A 19,447-nucleotide genomic window follows, 5' to 3' on the forward strand; every position below is an offset into this window, starting at 1 on the left:
TCCACCTATTTCTGTAGCACCATTTTCAGTCTTTTTCCCGCCATCAGGCCGGTAAAGCGTAGGCCCGTGCCCTCCTTCGTCAGCGTGCCGATAAGGGGCGGCTTGCCAACCGGGTAACGCCAGTTGACGACGAGCGAATCCGTAGCTGGCTGATATTGGTACGAGCCGATGTACCGGAACCGGTAGTCGTTGAAATCAAGCACGAAATCATCCGCAAAATCTATGTACGCCACGCTCAGCACGCTGTCTTTGGGGCTGGTTATCCGTTGAAGGGTATCGTTTACCACAACATCCGTTATCTGGTATTTCCCGGTCAGCGCAGGGTGTTTGTCCGGGAATTCGAACGTCGTAAAAAATAGAATGGGCAGTAGGAAGACTGACAGTTTGAGCGCATTTCGGGTCGTGACCGTAAGCCTGCTGGGTACTAGTTCATCGATCTTGCTATGGAGAAATACCCGTATCTGTCTGGCATATAGCGATAGTAGATAGGCGACGCCCGACAGTAAGACCAGTGCGTGCAGCAGCACCCAAACCGGCATATCGTAGAAATAGTCAAGCCCGATAATGTTTACCAGCATCGGCACCATCAGTAGCAAAGCCAGCAGCCGGGTACGGGCGAACAGGAGCAGGTAGCCGGAGACTAGCTGGAGCAGCGCAATCGCGACCGTAAACGGATACGACCATCGGTAAAACGCCCAGACCAGCGTCTCTCCGCTCATACTACTGAATGGCGAGTCCAGCATGCCCAGAGGCACCATCATCTGGAGTTTCAAAATTTTTTGCCAGCCAAACAGCGACAGGTCCAGGGCCAGCCAGTAAATGATACTGTACTGGAGCCACGACCGTATGGCCTGCCCGCCCGGCTTACCCTGCCTGCTGCGCCAGTGAGCGACCAACGCGGCCCCCAATCCCAACACCAGCAGCAGAATTGACACACCCTCCACCACGGAAATGGGTAGCCAGGGGGTCAGGTATTTTCGGCCGATTCGTTGAAAAACAAACCCATTGACCAGCCCACTTACTAAACCGAGCCATACACAATTACGAATGGCTCCAACCGTCCCAATACGCTCCTGCTTTGTTTCCATGCAGCAAGACTGGGCGGTTTTGCGGGTGTTATCGTTCGACTGTACCCGTTCGTATCCCTTTCTCCGGTGGGTTGGCCTTTACAAACGCTGACGGGGTCTGACCGGTGTACTTTTTGAACGCCGTGTAAAAGGTCGTTTTAGACGAAAATCCCACTTCGTAGGCAACCCCCAGAATACTCAAGTGCCGGTGCCGGGGTGAAAGCAGGAGCCGTTTCGCTTCGTCGACGCGGAGACCGTTGACCAACCCGAAAAAATTCACGCCATACCCTTCGTTGATGAGATACGAAAGGTCATTGATCGAGAGCGACATCTGCGTGGCAAGGCGGGGCAAATCAAGGTCCGGATCGGTAAATACCCGGTCGGCGATGAGTAGCTGGTCAAGTCGCTTCGTCAAGGCTGCAATTTCCGCTTCCTGTAGCCGCGCCGGTCGGGCTGGCTCCTGTGCGTCGTCGGCTTGCGTTAATAGCCGATCAACCGATTCTTTTTCGGTCGCGCTGAATGCAAATATTTCTTCCTGATTTACCAGGCAGTAGCTGATACCAAACACCCCGATCAGATACGGGTAGCTCAGCCATCGGGTCAACTGCTCGTCGGGATGGATGCTCTGGACAATCCACAGTATGCCCATGCCCGCTATGGTGCCCAGCAAGCCGTATAACCACGTCAACCGGATGGGTTCAGTATGTGCAGCAAACAACAGCACATGGCGCTGATGTCGATGGAGCAACCTAAAAGAGAGCACCCAGTAGACGATAAACTGAAGTTTTAGGCTATAGCGCAGCACCTGACCCAGCCCCCGAAACAAGCCGTCGGGTAGCAGCGGTGTAACGGGGGGCGCTGACCCGGAAACAAGGTGCGGCAGGCTAAACAGAAAAAAGAGCAGGGCTGGTATAAAATGTGGCCACACCTGTGTCCTTTTCATCGGTAGGGGCCGGGTGAACTGCCATATGCTGAGATACAGCGCCGGAGCCATCGCGAAGCGGGGCAATTCCGAAATGACTATGAGGTACGGGTTAGCAGCGGCATAGCCACCGTTCCAGACGTAGCTACCAATCAACGCAAAACCGACCGACACTAGAAAAAGGCCAAACCAACGAACGGCCAGCTGATTTTTCGCGTCAAACCCGACCAGACAAAGAAACGCCAGCAGGAAAGCGGCACCCGCGGCCAGGGCGTACATCAATAGGGCTATCATAGCAGGCAGGCTGAATAGTATGCGATTTATCCCCGCGATGGGTAAAATCAGCAAGTCTGGTCAAACTACCCACCACGGATTTACTTCTTCACCAGCTTCACGACTTTATCAATAACGAACCCTAACGCAAGTCCGGCGATGCCACAGGCCAGTGCCTTGGCGAACCAGGCTACGGCCGGTATACTGGCCAGACTTTGCTCTAACTCGTGCAGCAGATGAGCGGTATATGGTATGCCGTGGGCGATAATTTCGGCTCCCACCCAAAGCATCGCAGCCGTGCCGACGTAACCCAGAATCGTCAGGAAGTGCGGCATGAATTTTACGATACCGCGACCCAGTTTCTGAACGCCCGGCGAGAACTTATCACCGGCCAGGTGGACGCCCAGATCATCCGCTTTAACAATCAGACCAACAAACCCGTACACGGCCACGGTAATGAAAACGGCCACGGCCAGCAGCACCACAATCTGGTTGACGATTGCCTGACCGGTCACCTGACTGTACGCGATCGCCATGATCTCGGCCGACAAAATGATGTCCGTACGGACGGCGCTGGCCACGCGTTGCTCTTCCAGCTCCTGGGGCGTAATCTGTTGTATTGGCTCGTTTTCAGCCTGCTCATCGTGTGGCGTACCGAACAGGGAATGCACCTTTTCGTACCCTTCGTAGCACAGATAGGCACCTCCCACCATCAGGATAGGCGTGATGGCCCACGGGGCAAAATAACCGAGTACCAGAGCCGCCGGGCCTAAGATCAGGATCTTGTTGATCAGCGATTTTTTGGCGATCCGGTAGATGATTGAGAGTTCACGGGATGGATCGAGCCCCACGACGTACTTAGGCGTAACGGCCGTATCGTCGATAACAATGCCCGACACTTTTCCGGTGGTCTTGGCGACCTGAGTGGGTATATCGTCCAGGCTGGCGGCACTGGCTTTTACGAGCGCCGAAATATCATCTAACAAGGCAAAAAATCCTGAGGGCATACTGTATATGTTGTATTCGCTTCGTCTACGTTGTGGTATGCGGGCCTTCGCAAAGCCCCTGTACTCCGTAAATCTGTACCTTTTTTAGCCTGATTTGTTTGCACGAACTGGCACATGGTTCGTGTATCAGGTCAAATTTGACCATTAGGGTTTGGCATGGTGCAGTTCCAGCCCGACAGCCATGCGAGGCTTGAAACCGGGCCATGCCTCAGTCGAATCCCCGGCTGGTGCTACCAGATACTTGCCATACTCCATACCCTTCAGCTGGATGCCCAGAAAAGCCGTTACGAAGTGCTGGTTGATATTGTTGATCCGGTGTTCGTTCCAGGCAGGCTCGGCATAGTGCATGTACTCGTCGGCCGATACGCCGGGTTGCATCGAGGCTGACGGGGGTGGGTTGGGCGCTACGTTATGACGGGCGTTGAGGTAAGTGAGCATATACCGGTCGGCGTTGATAGCCCCCTCGTAAATCGCCTTGACCCCTTTTTCGTAGCCGGATATGTCGTCTTTGCCGCCCGCGATAAACAGCGTCGGCAGCTTCAGATTAGCCAGCCCGGCGGCATCCCAAACGCCACGCTCCATACCCCAGGGCGCAAACGCCACGACGGCCTTGATGCGAGGGTCCAGCGATGCCTGGTAGGTGGGCGAGGCCAGCATCCGGGGTTCCAGCGCCGTGCTGCCCCCGCTCATCTGCCCGAACAGTTTCAGTGCCTGCGGGCTGTAGCCAGCACCAGCCGCGTTCAGCACCCCATAACCACCCATCGAATAGCCAATCAGGGCGGTATTGTCGGCGTTGAGCAGGCCCGACAGAAAACTGTTGCTGCCTTTGCCCGATAGCCGGGCCATTTCGTTCAGCACAAATTTGTCGTCCAGCGCACGGTTCAACAGGGTGCTGGAGAAAGCCGCCAGATCGCTGTAGGTCGATTCGGTATGGTCGATGGCCACCACGACGTACCCTTTTGACGCCAGATTTTCGGTCAGGTAGGTCAGCAGCAGGCGCGAACCGGGATACCCGTGCGACACGATCACCAGCGGATATGCGCCCCCGCTGGGGTCGGGCTGCGCATCGCGCGTGGCGCGTCCCGGAAACGTAAAGGGAACAAGTGGCCGCTTCGGGTCATTGGACCGGCCCAGGGTAGACTGGTACGTAACGGTCGACTGTTGACTGGCCGATGTCCGGGTTGGATACCAGACCTCCAGCGTCAGGGGGCGGTCGTAGAGCGGATGCTGACCCGCGCTGCCGTGCAGCACATCCACCTGGGCCGGGTGCACCAGTTTTAGCGTCCGTACGCCCACCCCGTAACTGCCTCGCGCGGCCAATTCAGGGGCGTTGGGGAGCAAATCCCCGTTGATAAAACCGGGATCAACGGGCTGGGCATTTACCAGACAACCCGTTACAAGCAGGAAGGCAAGGACAAAACAGAGGGAGAGTTTCTTCATGGGTGTACACAAAAAGTGGGTTCGTTCGTCAATCGGACGGTTACGGGATTGACAGACAGCACGAAGATGGTACTTTTCTACTCGCTTACCCATATTGAGCGACTACATTGTCCCCGGCAGCATCCTGCTGTCGGAGCCGCGATAGCGGCTAATAGGGCTGCTATCAGTTAGCCTATCGGCTTCGACAGCAGGATGCTGCCGGGGACAATGTAGTCAACCTGTTCGGCACCGATAACCTTACTTCCGTTTTGGTTCGGGGACGAATTTAACGGAGCCAGTACACATTTCTCCTTCAGGAACGCCCGTCAGCCAAATTCGCAGTTGGCGGGTGCGAGCTTCGGTCAGTGCGGTTAGCTCGTCGGATTCGCAGACGGGCTGAAAACTCCCATAGTGTCCAGACTCATATTCCGGGTAGCGGGCCCGCAGATCGGCCGTTCGTAGCTGTAGCCAAAGCCGCTGCGCTTTGTTCAGATTCTGAATAAACAGCGTGTCGGTACGGTACTGCTTCAGAATCGCCTGATACGTCCGGTTGAGAACCTGATCTGCCTTCTGATAGCGGGCATAGGCGGTGGCGTTCAGCTGGCCCTGCGTCTGGGCGAAACTCAGTGACGCGGTCAGCAGCAGGCCAGCCAAAAGAAGATAAGCACGTAGTGTGGGCATCGTTCGTCGAGGAGTTACTCCGCAAGGTAGCCACGCCCGCGACGGCACCAATCAGGTCGAAACGATAACTTATTTTGCTGCCCGGACCAGGCCGTAGGTCAGCCCAGCACCGAACGGAAACAGGGCGTAGCCTTTGGGTTCCTGCATACCGGGAACGTCCGATTTGTTGTCGGCTACGGCCTGCTGAGACACCGGGATGGTGAAGGGTAGCTTTCCCGTCGGCTTGTAGGTTCCGCCGACGATGTCCAGCAGAGCGTCGGGCGTGGTGCCGAACGTGGCCAGTACCGTTTTTGCGTCGCCTTCGATCTCGCTCAGCACCCACGGGCTGGAGAAATTAATCGCCAGTACGGTTGGTTTGCTACCCATCAGCGTGCTGACGTGCTTCAGATCGATTTTGTTCTTCGAGAGGGTCAGATCGATCGGTTTATCGGCGGACGCAAACAGACCGCCGGTTGTCGGAATCAGCCACAGCACCACCACGTCGGCCTCCTCTTTGGTGCCCACCAGTTCGAGATTAGTGGCTTTGGTCGGTTTGTACACCGTAACCGGGCTGGCCGACCGGCCATTATCGTAGTACGTTTCGAAATAAACCTTCGTTTTGGGCGCTAAGGGCAGCAGGTTGGCCGTATTCCGCAATAGCACGATCGACTTGCGCTGCGCCAGATCAGCTTTTTGCTGGAAAGTAGCATTGCCCACCAGCGTCCGCGCCCTGTCGACATCGACGTAGGGATTTTCAAACAGACCCAGCGCAAATTTCTCCGCCAGCAACCTCCCCACCGACTCGTCGATGCGGGTTTCCGGCACCAATCCCTGCTTCACCACATCCAGCAGAATGGTGGGATCGGCGGTACCGGAAAACAGGTCGACGCCCGCGTCTAGGGCTTTTTGGTAGCGTTGCGGAATAGTCAGGTTTTCAACGCCCCAGGGCATCATTTCGATGGGTCCGGTGTCGGAGTTGACGATACCTTTAAAGCCCAGCTGTTTCCGCAGCAAATCCTGAATGATCGCTTTGTTGTAGGAAAAACCGACCTCTTCAAACTCCCCGGCCGGGCCAGCCTTCGGGGCCGAGTAGTACGGCATAATGGCCGACGTACCCGCTGCGATGGCGGCTTTGAACGGTTTGAGGTGGTAGGCAAACAGACCGCCCGGATAGTGGGCAAACTTACCCCAGTCGAAGTGCGAATCCAGCCCGTTCAGTTGCGGCCCACCACCCGGAAAATGCTTGGTCGTCATGGCCACCGACGTCGAGCCCAGTTTTGTTCCCTGGAAGCCCAGCACGATTTCGCGCACCATATCGGCTGCCAGGTCTGCATCTTCGCCAAACGTGCCTTCGATGCGCTGCCAGCGGGGTTCGGTGGCCAGGTCGGCCATGTACATATAGCCCTTGCGCAACCCCACGGCGGCCCACTCCTGCCGGGCGATGTCGGCAAAGGCGCGGGTCAGCTTCAGGTCGCGCATAGCCGCCAGCCCCAGTTCGCCCGGCCAGGTCGAGAAGGCGGTTTTGCCAACGCTCAGGCCGACAGCGGCATCGATGGTGACGTGATTACGGGGGTTCGAGGCCACCATCGCCGGAATACCCAGCCGGGACGTTTCGCACAGGGTTTGGAGGTTATTGGTCCAACTGGCAATGACCGCTGCCGGTGGATTGGCGCGCAGAATAAAGTGCCGCAGGTGGTACTGCGTGACGCCTTTGGTAGTCCCCACCGCCGACATGATGGGCACGGGCAGCGGCTTGCGGGTAAACATATTGTTGGGCTGCACGAGATCCTCTTCGTTAAAGCCGTCGGTAATCTCCGTTTTGCCATCGCCACCCCGCAGCGAATTATCACCGGCCATGCGGGTCGTGCTGATGAGCATAAGGCCCACTTTTTCGTCCAGCGTCATCTGCCCCAGCAGGTTCTGCACCCGCGTCGGCACCGGTAGCCGCCAGTCCTCGTACGCGTCGAGCTTCCCGTTTTTGTTAAGGTCTTTGAACGACAGGCCATTTTGCGTCAGTAGCCTGATCGACCGGTGCCCCAGCGCGGGTTGTATGGGTGTCTGGGTAAAAGCCGGAGACGCAGCCAGCAGGCAGGCCACCAGTAACGGACCTGATTTTGGCAAATAAGCAGACATTCGATTCATCAGTTAAGTAAGGTAGCTTCAGGAAATCAGCAGCGCTTATCGGCCAGTGCAGGCAGTCGATCGTAGTACGCTGACTGCCTGCATAAAGTGAAGCCCTGACTGATTATACTGACAGCCAGACCGTTGGCTACCCGCTCCGGTTTGGATACAACAATCCGCAATCGGGCTACTTTCGGCGTTACCAGTCGGGCGACCTTCGTATTGTTAATAAAGCGAAAAACAAAGCCCTGGCAGACCGCACAACCGAGTTATGAAAAAAGACGAATCATCCATCCGCACCATCCGGTCGATCAGCGAGCTGCACCGGCTGCTGAACCTGCCCAAACCGGTCCATCCGCTGGTGAGCATTCTTCATCTGGACCAGCTGGATTCGGCGCTACAGACGACCAGCGGACAGATGATCTACCCGTTCTATCAGGTGTGTATGAAGAAGAACTACGCGGGGGCCTGCGCTACGGGCAGAACCGCTATGACTTCGACGAGGGTATTCTGTCGTTCATCGGGCCCGGCCAGCTGCTGTCGGCGGAAACGGCCGCTACGGAGGGATGGGTACTGCTGATTCACCCCGACTTTCTGCTGGGCTATCCGCTGGCGAAAACCATCCGGCAATACGGCTTTTTCGGCTACGAACTGACCGAAGCCCTGTTTGTATCCGACAAAGAGCAGCAGGTGATCGAAGGCTTGCTGGCGAACATCGAAACGGAGTACCACGCTAACCTCGACCGGCACAGTCAGGATATTATCATCGCGCAACTGGAACTAGTCCTGCACTACGCCGACCGCTTTTACAGTCGGCAGTTTCTGACCCGCAAACCCATTAACAACGACCTGCTCACCCGGCTCGAAACGCTGCTGTCGGCCTACTTCAATGATGAGCAGGGTCTGCGCACTGGTCTGCCAACCGTCGAGTATGTGGCCGGTGAGCTGAACGTGTCGCCCCACTACCTGAGCGACCTGCTTCGTAACCAGACGGGTCAGAGCGCGCAGCAGCATATTCAGCAGCAACTCATCGACAAAGCAAAAACGATGCTGAGCACCACCACGTTATCGGTCGGCGAAATCGCGTATCAGCTGGGGTTCACCTACCCGCAATCGTTCAACAAGCTATTCAAGAGCAAGACCAACCAATCACCCCTGCAATTCAGACAATCGTTTAACTAACTATGACAACCAACACGCTTACGACCACCCTGACGCTGGGTGGCGACCTGACCGTAAACCGCATCGGCTACGGCGCCATGCGTATCACCGGTCCCGCAATCTGGGGGATGCCCGAAAACCCGCAAAACTCGATCGACGTACTCCGTCGGGCCGTCGAACTGGGCGTTACCTTCATCGACACCGCCGATCAGTACGGGCCGTTTACGTCGGAACAACTCATTGCCGACGCGCTCCACCCCTACGCTGACGATCTGGTGATCGGTACAAAAGGCGGGCTGGTTCGCTTCGGTCCGTGGGCCGACATCAACAACGACGCCAGCCCGCAGCACCTGCACGATGCGCTGAACGGTAGCCTGCAACGCCTGAAACTCGACCACATCGACCTCTACCAACTGCACCGCATCGACCCGAAAGTACCCGCCGAGATTTCGTTCGGTTTTCTGAAACAGGCCCAGCAGGAAGGCAAAATCCGGCACCTCGGCTTGTCAGAAGTATCGATTGAAGAGATCAAAAAAGCGCAGGAATTCTTTACCGTCGCGTCGGTGCATAACCGTTATAGCGTTTACAACCGCGAGTGGGAATCGGTGCTCGACTATTGCCAGCAGCAGGGCATTGTGTTCATCCCGTGGTTCCCGATCGGGGGCGGTCTGGATGCGAAAAAAGACGAGATCATGCAAGGTGTCGCCGACGCACACGGCGTGTCGACGCACCAGATCGCCCTGAGCTGGCTGCTACACCGCGCTGATAACATTCTGCTTATTCCGGGTACGTCGAGCGTAAAACACCTCGAAGAAAACATGGCTGTCGGCAACATCACCCTCACCGACGAAGACATGGCTGCGCTGAATAGTATTGCAGCAGAATAACAGCAGCTAACTGATAGAAAAGCAGCGAGCCCACCCCCGGTCAGAAAGGGGTAGGCTCGCTGCTTTTCTGTCTATTCCGTTTAAAGGTTGTTGGGGAACAGATTTTGTCATCCTGAGCCTGCGAAGGATCTTCGGTAAAAGCAAGCAGAACCACCTATCAGCGAAGATCCCTCCTGTCGTCGGGATGACAAAAGTACTTCCCCAAGTAACCATTCAGGGCATAACGCCTTTCGTGCCGAAGCGAAGTACCCCGTCGGCAAGGCGGCTGTAGCGAGTGGCAACGGTATCGCGCAGGTAGTTCTGGTGCACCTGCCACGGTCGGCGTGCGCCCTGCTGCGGCAGCAGCTTCCCGGCCCGCTGCACATAGCCGGACGAAAAATTCAGGAACGGCACGGGCTGTACGTCGGCTTGCCGGCGAGGAACGGCAACGGTGTAGCCTTTGCGGTCCATGTAGCGCAGCAGTCGGCAGACATACCGGGCCGTCAGGTCGGCTTTCAGCGTCCACGAAGCATTGGTGTAGCCAAACGCCAGGGCCAGGTTAGGCACATCGCTCAGCATCATGCCTTTGTAAGCCATCAATTCGCTGGGCTGGTAGCTTTTCCCGTCGACGGTCAGCTGCATTCCGCCGAAGAGCTGAACCGTCAGACCAGTTGCCAGTACCACCACATCGGCGGGGAGAGCCTGCCCGGATTTCAGCAGCAGCCCATCCGCCGTAAACCGCTCGATTTCGTCGGTCACGACCGTTGCCCGACCCGCTTTCAGGGCCGTGAACAAATCGCCGTCGGGCACTACACACACCCGCTGATCCCAGGGATTATAGCGGGGCGTAAAGTGCGTTTTGACGTCGTAATCGGGGCCGAGCTGGTCAGAAACACCCTGTATCATCTGCTTACTCGCCAGCTTCGGCTGACTCCTCACGAGCCAGAACAGGGTAATGCTGCTCATTATATTTTTCAGCCGCGTCAGTCGGTAGGCCAGCCGTTCGGGCAACCATCGCCGGAGCAGTCGCGAAAACGTATCCTGACTCGGCAGGGCGGCTACGTAGGTCGGCGACCGTTGCAGCATCGTTACGTGTCCGGCCGATTTAGCCATGTTCGGCACGATAGTCATGGCCGTGGCTCCGCTGCCCACCACAACTACGCGTTTACCCGTGTAGTCGAGATCGGCGGGCCAGAATTGCGGCAGCACGACGGTACCATCGAAGTCAGCTTCGCCCGCAAATTCCGGGCGGTGTGGCTGCGTGTAGCTGTAGTAGCCGCTGCACATGTACAAAAAACGAGCCTGCATCGATAGCCGCGCACCGGTTGCCGGTTGCTCCACCTCTACCGTCCAGCAGGCGTCTTTGCTCGACCAGCTGGCAGCTGCGACTTTGTGGCCATACCGGATGTGTGCGGGTACGTCGTGTTCACGGGCCGTTTCTTCGATGTAGTCCCGAATCGACGGACCGTCGGCGATGGCATTTTCGCCAAGCCAGGGCTTGAACGCGTAACCGAGCGTGTACATATCCGAATCGGAGCGGATGCCGGGGTAGCGAAACAGATCCCAGGTCCCGCCCATCGCATCGCGCGCTTCCAGGATGACGTACCGTTTGTCAGGGCATTCCCGTTGCAGCCAGCAGGCCGCGCCGATGCCGGATAGCCCGGCCCCTACGATCAGCACGTCGACGAAGGTATCATCGACAACTTGAGAAACAGCCATAGCGCGTTGTCAGGATTAGTGGTGCACGATACAATAGTAAGATTGACCAGGTACCGGTTATTGGTCAAACATAATCCAGCGCGTTTATGTCCGGCTGACGCCTACTTTGTTGTCCTTCAAATTGCCAAATCTAGCGGTTAGGCCACAGGTTCGTTACTCAAATTTTGAACGTATCCTGCACTGGTCATCCATCCGTCCTGCGTTTCCGCCACCTGTCGAATAAAAAGCTGTAGCGCTGCGCTCTGGTATAGTTTCGTTCGTCCAACGTACCTTACCATGACCCAGTATACCAGGCGGTTATTCATCGAAACGATCAGTGCGGGCCTTGGCGCGGCTGTCAGCCACCCGTCTTTTGCCGCCAGAAACGACGCAGACCAGCCGCCAGCCCGCAAACTGAACGTGGCGCTTTGCGGACTAGGCCGGTACGCCAATGTACTGAGGAGCGGGTTTGCGGAATCAAGGTACTGTCGGCTGGCTGGCATCGTGACGGGGACGCCCGCCAAAGCCGCACAGTGGCAGCAGGATTATAAACTAGCCGACAGGAACGTCTACTCCTACCAGACCTTCGATCAGTTAAAAAACAACCCGGACATCGATCTGGTGTACATCACGCTGCCAAACGGGATGCACAAGGAATACACGATCCGGGCAGCGCAGGCGGGCAAACACGTCATCGTGGAGAAGCCGATGGCTTTTACCGTGCGCGATTGTCAAGACATGATCGACGCCTGCCAGAAGGCGGGAGTTCAGCTCGCCGTTGGCTACCGACTGCACTACGAACCGCATCATAGCGAACTTATGCGGCTGGGGCAGCAGAACATATTCGGACCGGTACGTCTGATTGACGCTTCGCTCGGCTACCAATTGGCGGGTACTCCTCCCAACGACTGGCACCTGAAAAAATCCCTCGCCGGGGGTGGGCCGCTGATGAATCTGGGGGTTTATTGCGTGCAGAGCGGCCGTTACGTGCTGGGTGAAGAACCACTCAGCGTCACGGCGCAGTATGGGCCGGTCACGATGCCCAGTCTGTTTAAGGAAGTCGAGGAAAACATCACCTGGCAACTGACGTTTCCGGGCGGAGCCGTCTGTACGTCGGCCACGACGTCGAACTGCAATATCGACCGGTTTTACGCAGCTGCCGACAATGGTTTTTTTGAACTCAATCCGGCTCTGAGTTACGGTCCATTTAAGGGGCGTAGCAGCCAGGGACCGTTCAATTTTCCGGTGGTCAATCAGCAGGCGGCACTGCTGGACGACATCGGCAGGCACATACTGGAGAAAAAGCCGTTGCCCAGCCACATCGCCGGGATAGAGGGCCTGAAAGACATGCGGGTTATCGAGGGTATCTACCGCGCTGCCGACACCGGAAGCAAGATCATCCTGCCGCAGGGTTGATTAGTCCGACGCGCAAACCCGGCTAGTGCTGTTACTACCGGGTTTGCGCGTCGGCCGCTTACCAGACCGTGATTCGCTCCTTTTCGGGCTTGTACATTTTGTCGCCCGGCTGCACGTTGAAGGCGTTGTAGAATGGGGTGAAGTTCATCAGCGGCCCGTTGACGCGCCACTTCGCCGGGGAGTGCGGGTTGGTGTTGACGTACATCCGCATGAACGCATCCCGCGTTTTGACCCGCCAGATCCGGGCCACCGAAATAAAGAACCGCTGATCGGGCGTGAAGCCGTCGAGTTTTGTATTGCTTTTACCCTGCTCGGTCAGCTTGAAGGCGTCGTACGCAATGGCGACTCCGGCGATGTCGGCGGTGTTTTCACCCACGGTCAGCGGGCCTTTCACGTGTACCGAATCGAGCACGACGAACGAGTTGTACTGATCGATCACCTGCTGGGTTCTGGCTTTGAACTTGGCGTAATCGGCGGGTTGCCACCAGTTTTTCACGTTCCCGTCTTTGTCGTACTGCGCGCCCTGATCATCAAACGAGTGGGTTATTTCGTGCCCGATTACCATACCGATACCACCGTAGTTCAGGGCGTCGTCGGCGTTGACGTCGAAATACGGCGGTTGCAGAATACCCGCCGGAAACACGATTTCGTTGAGCGGGGGGTTGTTGTAGGCCGTCACCGTTGGCGGGGTCGTGTGCCACTCGGTCCGGTCGACGGGTTGCCCCAGCTTGGCCAGATTATGTTGGTAATCGTTTTTCTCCGCCGATAGCTGATTCTCAAAATACGCATCCCGCTTCACGGTCACGGTCGAGTAGTCGCGCCATTTGTCGGGGTAGCCGATTTTCTCCGTGAAGGCATACAGCTTTTCTACGGCCTTCGTCTTGGTCGAATCGCTCATCCAGTCGAGCCGGTTGATGCGGGCTTCAAAGGCTTTTTTGAGGTTGTCGACCAGCACCCGCATCCGTTTTTTAGCTTCGTCGGGGAAGTATTTTTTGACGTACAACTGCGCCAGCGCATCACCCAGCGACCCGTCGACGGCCTGCACCATTTCTTCGGCGCGGGTTTTCTTCACCGCCTGCCCGGTCAGGGTTTTCGCGTAGGCAAACGACGCATCGATAAACGGCTGGCTCAGGTAACTGGCGTAGTTGGTCAGGGCGTGGGCTTTCAGGTACGTTTTCCAGTCGGCAAGAGGCACGGCGGTCAGCAGCGTATTCAGCTTGTCGTAGTACCCCGGTTGCCCCACCACGACGGTATCCACCGTAGCACCCAGGCTTTTCAGCAGAGTCGGCCAGTTGATCGCGGGCTCTTTTTTCGCCAGATCAGCCACCGCCATTTTGTTGTAGTTGGCCTGCACGTCGCGGAGTTCGATGTTAGTGCGGTGAGCACTGGCGAGCTGTTTTTCGAGGTCATAGGTCGAAGCCGCCATTTTCTGGGCCGTAGCCGCGCTGGTGCCGGTCAGCTCAAACAGCCGGGTCAGATACTGCCGGTATGCCTGCTGAATCGCCAGCGTCGACGAGTCGGTTTTGACGTAATACGCCCGCTCCGGCAGGCCAATACCCGTCTGCCGAAGCTGGGCGATGTTCTGGGTGCTGCGCCGATTATCTGGCCCAACGCGAAACCCGATGATCGACCCGTTGCCCGCTTTTTCTTCGTCGGCCACCAGTTTCAGCAGCGTGGGCACGTCGGTTACGGCGTCGATGCGGGCGAGCAGCGGTTTGATGGGTTCGTAGCCGCGCTTGTTGATAGCGGCCATGTCCATCCCCGACGCGTAGAAATCGCCGACTTTCTGTTCAAGGCTTCCCGCCGGGTACTTCCCCTTCGCGATGCTGTCCAGAATGCTCTGCATCCGCAGGCGCTGCGGGTAGTTCATAAACGAATACGACCCTACCCCTGTCTGACTCGCCGGAATCCGGGCCGTATCCGACCAGATACCGTTGGCGTACATAAAAAAATCGTCGCCCGGCTTCTTCGACGCGTCGATGCCGGTAATAACAACGCGCTTTGGATTCTGGGCAATAGCGGGTTTGCAGGCACCTGCCAACAACAGGGCTGCCGAAACGTAGACAAGTTTATTCATAGTTGATACGTGGCCAATGGCTTTTGGAGCAATACCAAAGCTACTGAATTCGGCTTACGGAAGCCGGCTTTGCCTTCCTTTTTTGTCATAGCTCCGGCCATCCGACCCAGACCTGCGGGGGATGGCAAAGCAACTCAATAGCAGTCCGTCAGTACCTGCCCGTGCGACTGGTAATGGCTGAGGGGCTGGTTGAGTTTGGTCTGGCAGATGGTTTCCAGCAGGGTCAGCACGTCTTTCTGCATCGCCAGGGAGCCGCAGATCATGACGACACCGTTCGTTTGCAGCAAACTGGCGATGCGGTCGGCGTCGCGGGTGAGCAGATCGCTGACGTACTGTTTGTCGCCCTCGCGGGAATAGGCGACGTGCAGGCTGGTGAGCTTGTTGGCGACACGGTCTGTTTCCAGCATCTCGCGGTAGATCTCGAACGACGCGCTGTGCCGAAAGCCGCAGTACAGGTGCGTGGGCACGTTTGTTTTGTTCTGACTGATCATGCCGAGGAAAGGCGCGATGCCGGTACCGTTGGCAATCATCAGCACGCCGGGCGCTTTTCGCGGAAAATGAAAATGAGCGTTATCGACGATGCGGGCGCGGATGTTCTGACCGGGCGTCAGCTCGTGCAAAAATGTCGACCCCAGTCCGGCGGGGTGCAGCCGAACGCTCAGTTGCACATCGTCACTACCGCTGTTCGCGACAACACCGATGGAGTAAAGCCGTTCGCGGTAATCGTTGGCGGGGTAAATCGCCAGCAGGTCACCGGACCTGACGCGCTGCCGACGCGGGGGCCGTAAGCGGACCAGAAACGTACCGTCGGGCTGGGCGGTGCGGGTGTTGGCCGTTACGGTTAGCGTGTCGAGCTCGGTGGGGATGTGGCGCAGTTCGTCGGCGAGCAGCATGGGTCGGTCGGCCTGTTGCGACCACGCTTCGGCCCACAGACTGAATTCCGCCGGGGACTTGTCGTCGACAGTGTGAATGTCGACCAGCGGCTGGGCCCACGACTGATGCGATAGCATTGTGTTGACGGCAAAGGCAAACTGGCAAAAGTCGGGGTACGCCCGCGACCCGAAACCAACGACCGAATACCGGACGGGCTGCCGTTGCGGGTGTTTTTCCAGCAGAGCCGCAAATCGTGCTGCGTTGGTTGGCGCGTCGCCCAGGCCGTAAGTCGCCGTCAGCACAATCAGGTGCTCAGCCTTCGGGTACGTCATGTACCCGTTCAGTTCGGCCATATGCACCGTTTCGCCCTGCGCCAATAACTGCTCCTGCACCGACCGGGCAAACCGGAACGTACTGCCATTTTCCGACCCGACCAGAATCACAAACCGGCTCTCGCTGGCGGTGTACTTGTTTTTGATCCGGTTGGCGCGTCGTTTCAGCGTGATGGCAAAACCCGACCAGATAAAGAACAGGATGTTTCCCGACGCAATCGCCAGAATTAGCGCCCAGACCGCGCTCGCCCGGCCCGTGTGCAGGTTCAGGCTCAGGTTTGCCAGCAGCACCGTAGTTGGGTACGGCGTTTCGTTCAGCACCTCGCCCGTGACCTGATTAATCGTCAGTTCGCGGTCGCGGAGCTTGATGACGTAAAATTCTTCGGGGTCGTCGGCAAAGGGAAACTCGATACTTTGCACATCGGCCAGCCGGGTTTGTTGAAATACCGGTATCTCGGCGATTGTACGTTTTGGCGAGTCTTTGATCGCGTCGAGGTCGATTTTGGGCGAAATCTTCTCTTCTTTACCCAACAACTCGAAGCGGTCGAGCGAGAGATACGTACCCGACAGGGCGATGATCAGGATGGGAATGAGCGACAGCCGACCGAGCGTGACGTGCCAGTACTGGGCGAAATTGTCGCGGACGATCCGGGTAAAGAATCGCTTAATGCCCCGCTGTCGCTGGATAATCAGGGCCGTTCCCGACACGGTGATGAGCAGCAGCAGAAAAGCGGTCAGGCCAATAAAAAACCGGCCCGCTTCGTGCAGAAACAGCGACCGGTGCAGAGCCTCGACCCAGTCGAAAAACTCGCTTTTTTTGGTAAACGCGCCCAGTACATTGCCCGTGCGCGGGTCAACGTAAGCGTCTACGTTTTCGCCGTCGGCATCGCTACCCTGTACCCTGACGAAGCCGTTGTGATCGACGCTCAGCTCTGTAAGCTCGCTGTATTTTTTTTTCAGTACCGGCAGCGTCTGCGCCAGCGTAACGTCGGTGAAACCCTCAGCGCGGTACGGCTGCGTTTTTTGCAACACGGGCTCCACCGCCAGGATAATCCCGGTAATCGACGCCAGTGCCAGCAACAAAAAAGACGACACAGCCAGGGCTAGGTGGCTGTATCGCCAGATGGAAATGGTCATTCGTGCAAAACGTCACTTATACAGTCTTTTACCGAATGCTTTTTGTCATCCCGACGTCAGGAGGGCGGCCGGCGCCGAGGGATCTTCGGTAGTGGCGAGTAAGATTGCCTTTTAGCGAAGATCCCTCGGCACCGGCCGCCCGGCTGCGTCGGGATGACAAAAAACGAGTGCTAACTCAGTTAGCCGCGCTGGGGCTGAAACGCACGTAGCGGATGTAGCCGGTGCCTTCGCTCTTGGCAGACAGGGCTTCCGTCGTCAGCGGAATTTCGAGGTCTTTGACGTAGTATTCCTTGTCTTCGACCGCGCTCTCGAACCGGATTTTGTAGTTCTTGCCGATGGTCGCCGGGTCGATGTCGATGACGTTTACGGCACGGTCGCCCCCACCAACCGACGCCCCTGTGATGGCACTCACCGCCGGACTTTTCTTCGCCAGCGCCTTGTGCCACTCTTTCAGGTCGGGGTACCATTTTTTGTTGGAACCCAGCACATACAGCGTTTTTTCGTAGGCTCCTTTTGGGTTAATCAGCGACACCACCACGTAGGCCCCTTCGCCCATGTAGTTTGTCATCTGAATCATGCATTTATACTTGGCCGTCTGCTGCGCCTGTGTATTCGCAGGGTTCGCAAAAGCCAGCACAAGCGCCAGCAGACCAATTTTGGGCAAAAACGACATAGTTATTTCAGGAAAGTAAGCGATACATTACCCTTCGACAGCGACTCATTTTCCGAGGCCAGGTCGTAAGCAGTTTCTTTAAAATTGGTCGAAATATCTTTCTTCGCCCCGATCGACAGCAGGTACTTCATCATGGCGTCGTCTTTCGAGATCATCGCGGCCTTGTGCAGCGCCGTGATCCCCTCTTTGTTGCGGGCGTTGATGTCGATTTGCAGCGGTTCCAGCTTCTTCAGCAGCCCCATATCGTTTTTGGCGACGGCCAGATGGTAGAGCGTGTTGCCGTTTTGCTGCGGAGCTTTCACGTCCAGCCCTTTCTGCTGGAGCAACGCCATCTTGGCGCTGAAATCGTCGGTACGCGGAGCACCCATCCCGCCTTCAGGACGCGCCTGACCAGCTGCGCTACCCATGCCAGGCCCACCAGCCATACCACCGGGACCGGCGGCTGGGCCTGCTGGCCGGTAACCCTGTATCAGATAAGCCGCTACGTTGTCGCCCGCCTTGTCGGTTACGTTGATGTCGGCCCCTTTGCCGAGCAGATACGTCACGACCTCCGGCGAATTGCCCCGCACGGCCAGCGCCAGTGCAGTGGTGCCTTTGGCGTTCCCCTGGTTGATATTTTTCACTTTTGGTGTCAGCAGTTCCAGCGTGGCGATGTCGCGGTTGCTGGCGGCTGCGTTCATAAACGGCGTGTTACCATCCTCATCGGCCTGATTCACGTCGGCACCTTTACCGATAAAATACTCGATCAGGGTTGTTTGGCCGGGCCGACGTACCAGCGCGTGCAGCGCGTTTTCACCCGACTTATTCACCGCCGACGGCTTCACCCCTACGCTTTCCAGGTACTGAAACACTTCTGCCGGTGCGGGTCCGCGACGCGATCCCTGCGCGGCCATAATCATCGCGTTCGGGTCGACGGGGACGCCCCGCTGTTGCAGCGCCTTCAACAGATCGATGTTGCCGCTCCGGGCAGCATAACCGAACGCATTGTCGCCGTTGGCGTCCATGCTTTTCAGGTCCAGCCCTTTCGAGACGAAATAATCGGTCAGTTTGAGGGCTTTATCGGCGGCAACGGCCAGCAGCAGCGCGTTGGCCCCATCGTGATTGACGTCTTTTTTGAGGTTGGCTCCGCCCTTGATCAGCATATCGTAAACCTGCGTATCGGCCATACCCGCCCCGGCGGCAAAGTTGAGGGGTGTGGTGCCGTGGCTATCTTCCGCGCTTACTTTCGCCCCTTTGCCCAGCAGGTTCTGCACAATTTCGCCGTTGCCCCGCATCGCTGCCCAGTGCAGGTAGTTACGGCTGTCGTGCGTGATCTTGTCGACGCCGTTGCCGGGTTGTGCCAGCAGGTAGTTGATCGTTTCGTTGGGTGCCTGCGCATTGATCGCCAGCACAACGGGGTCGAAGCTGCTACCGTTGAACTGCGACGGACTGTTGCCTTTCTCGACCTCAGCCTTTACCAGATCGACGCCGGGCTTCGTCTGCCAGAACGACTGTTCCAGCAACGTATTTTTCTGCGCCTGCGCAGACAGGGCAACCCCCATCAGCACAACACTTACTAGCTTATTCATACAATAGAACGGGTGAATACGAGGGTCGACTGGCTCCTTCCCGTATACCAACATACGAACGGACCAGCGTAGACCGCAAAGCTACTAAGAAAGATTCTAAATAATAGAGAACCACACGTAGCCCGGACAAAGAAAAATGCCTGACCAACTCATGAAAGAGCTAATCAGGCATTTTAA

General features: G+C 57.1%; 14 protein-coding genes. 3 read left to right on the plus strand and 11 right to left on the minus strand.

What is annotated here, in order from left to right; translation table 11 throughout:
* Window positions 1–5 precede the first annotated feature (5 nt).
* From HH216_RS19595 to HH216_RS19620, 6 genes are all read right to left on the minus strand, one after another.
* Window positions 6–1,088, minus strand: a complete 1,083-nt coding sequence (locus HH216_RS19595) for a hypothetical protein (RefSeq protein WP_169552342.1) — start codon at window positions 1,086–1,088, stop codon at window positions 6–8.
* Window positions 1,089–1,116: 28 nt separating this feature from the next.
* The gene (locus HH216_RS19600; RefSeq protein WP_169552343.1) at window positions 1,117–2,283 is read right to left on the minus strand and encodes a helix-turn-helix domain-containing protein; all 1,167 of its coding nucleotides are present in this window, start codon (window positions 2,281–2,283) and stop codon (window positions 1,117–1,119) included.
* A gap of 80 nt (window positions 2,284–2,363) precedes the next feature.
* A complete protein-coding gene (locus HH216_RS19605; RefSeq protein WP_169552344.1) occupies window positions 2,364–3,269 on the minus strand; it encodes a DUF808 domain-containing protein in 906 nt (301 codons plus the stop codon).
* A 144-nt stretch (window positions 3,270–3,413) separates the two neighbouring features.
* Window positions 3,414–4,709, minus strand: a complete 1,296-nt coding sequence (locus tag HH216_RS19610) for an alpha/beta hydrolase family protein (RefSeq protein WP_169552345.1) — start codon at window positions 4,707–4,709, stop codon at window positions 3,414–3,416.
* Window positions 4,710–4,946: 237 nt separating this feature from the next.
* Complete coding sequence (locus HH216_RS19615) at window positions 4,947–5,369, minus strand: lysozyme inhibitor LprI family protein (RefSeq protein WP_169552346.1); 423 nt, start codon at window positions 5,367–5,369, stop codon at window positions 4,947–4,949.
* A 69-nt stretch (window positions 5,370–5,438) separates the two neighbouring features.
* Window positions 5,439–7,490 (minus strand): glycoside hydrolase family 3 protein, encoded by a 2,052-nt coding sequence (locus HH216_RS19620; protein WP_254448521.1) that lies wholly within the window; start codon window positions 7,488–7,490, stop codon window positions 5,439–5,441.
* Window positions 7,491–7,910: 420 nt separating this feature from the next.
* On the opposite strand from HH216_RS19620, the gene HH216_RS19625 reads away from it, so the two are divergent.
* Window positions 7,911–8,651 (plus strand): helix-turn-helix domain-containing protein, encoded by a 741-nt coding sequence (locus tag HH216_RS19625; RefSeq protein WP_332871422.1) that lies wholly within the window; start codon window positions 7,911–7,913, stop codon window positions 8,649–8,651.
* Between the two features lie 2 nt (window positions 8,652–8,653).
* A complete protein-coding gene (locus HH216_RS19630; RefSeq protein ID WP_169552347.1) occupies window positions 8,654–9,517 on the plus strand; it encodes an aldo/keto reductase in 864 nt (287 codons plus the stop codon).
* Window positions 9,518–9,730: 213 nt separating this feature from the next.
* Here the strand turns inward: HH216_RS19630 and HH216_RS19635 are convergent, their stop codons facing one another.
* The gene (locus tag HH216_RS19635) at window positions 9,731–11,215 is read right to left on the minus strand and encodes a flavin-containing monooxygenase (protein WP_169552348.1); all 1,485 of its coding nucleotides are present in this window, start codon (window positions 11,213–11,215) and stop codon (window positions 9,731–9,733) included.
* A 276-nt stretch (window positions 11,216–11,491) separates the two neighbouring features.
* On the opposite strand from HH216_RS19635, the gene HH216_RS19640 reads away from it, so the two are divergent.
* Window positions 11,492–12,610 carry a Gfo/Idh/MocA family protein gene (locus tag HH216_RS19640; RefSeq protein WP_169552349.1) on the plus strand — a complete coding sequence of 373 codons (1,119 nt, stop codon included), beginning with the start codon at window positions 11,492–11,494 and terminating at the stop codon, window positions 12,608–12,610.
* A 58-nt stretch (window positions 12,611–12,668) separates the two neighbouring features.
* Here HH216_RS19640 and HH216_RS19645 read toward each other — a convergent pair whose 3' ends face one another.
* The 4 genes from HH216_RS19645 to HH216_RS19660 all read right to left on the minus strand — a co-directional run bounded on the left by HH216_RS19645 (window position 12,669) and on the right by HH216_RS19660 (window position 19,270).
* Complete coding sequence (locus tag HH216_RS19645) at window positions 12,669–14,687, minus strand: M13 family metallopeptidase (RefSeq protein ID WP_169552350.1); 2,019 nt, start codon at window positions 14,685–14,687, stop codon at window positions 12,669–12,671.
* A gap of 134 nt (window positions 14,688–14,821) precedes the next feature.
* Entirely contained in the window at window positions 14,822–17,029 is a 2,208-nt protein-coding gene (locus HH216_RS19650) for a PepSY domain-containing protein (RefSeq protein ID WP_169552351.1), read from the minus strand.
* A 175-nt stretch (window positions 17,030–17,204) separates the two neighbouring features.
* Window positions 17,205–17,702, minus strand: a complete 498-nt coding sequence (locus tag HH216_RS19655) for a DUF2271 domain-containing protein (protein ID WP_169552352.1) — start codon at window positions 17,700–17,702, stop codon at window positions 17,205–17,207.
* Window positions 17,703–17,704: 2 nt separating this feature from the next.
* Window positions 17,705–19,270, minus strand: a complete 1,566-nt coding sequence (locus HH216_RS19660) for an ankyrin repeat domain-containing protein (RefSeq protein WP_169552353.1) — start codon at window positions 19,268–19,270, stop codon at window positions 17,705–17,707.
* Window positions 19,271–19,447 lie beyond the last annotated feature (177 nt).

This window comes from Spirosoma rhododendri (assembly GCF_012849055.1).
Taxonomy (GTDB): domain Bacteria; phylum Bacteroidota; class Bacteroidia; order Cytophagales; family Spirosomataceae; genus Spirosoma; species Spirosoma rhododendri.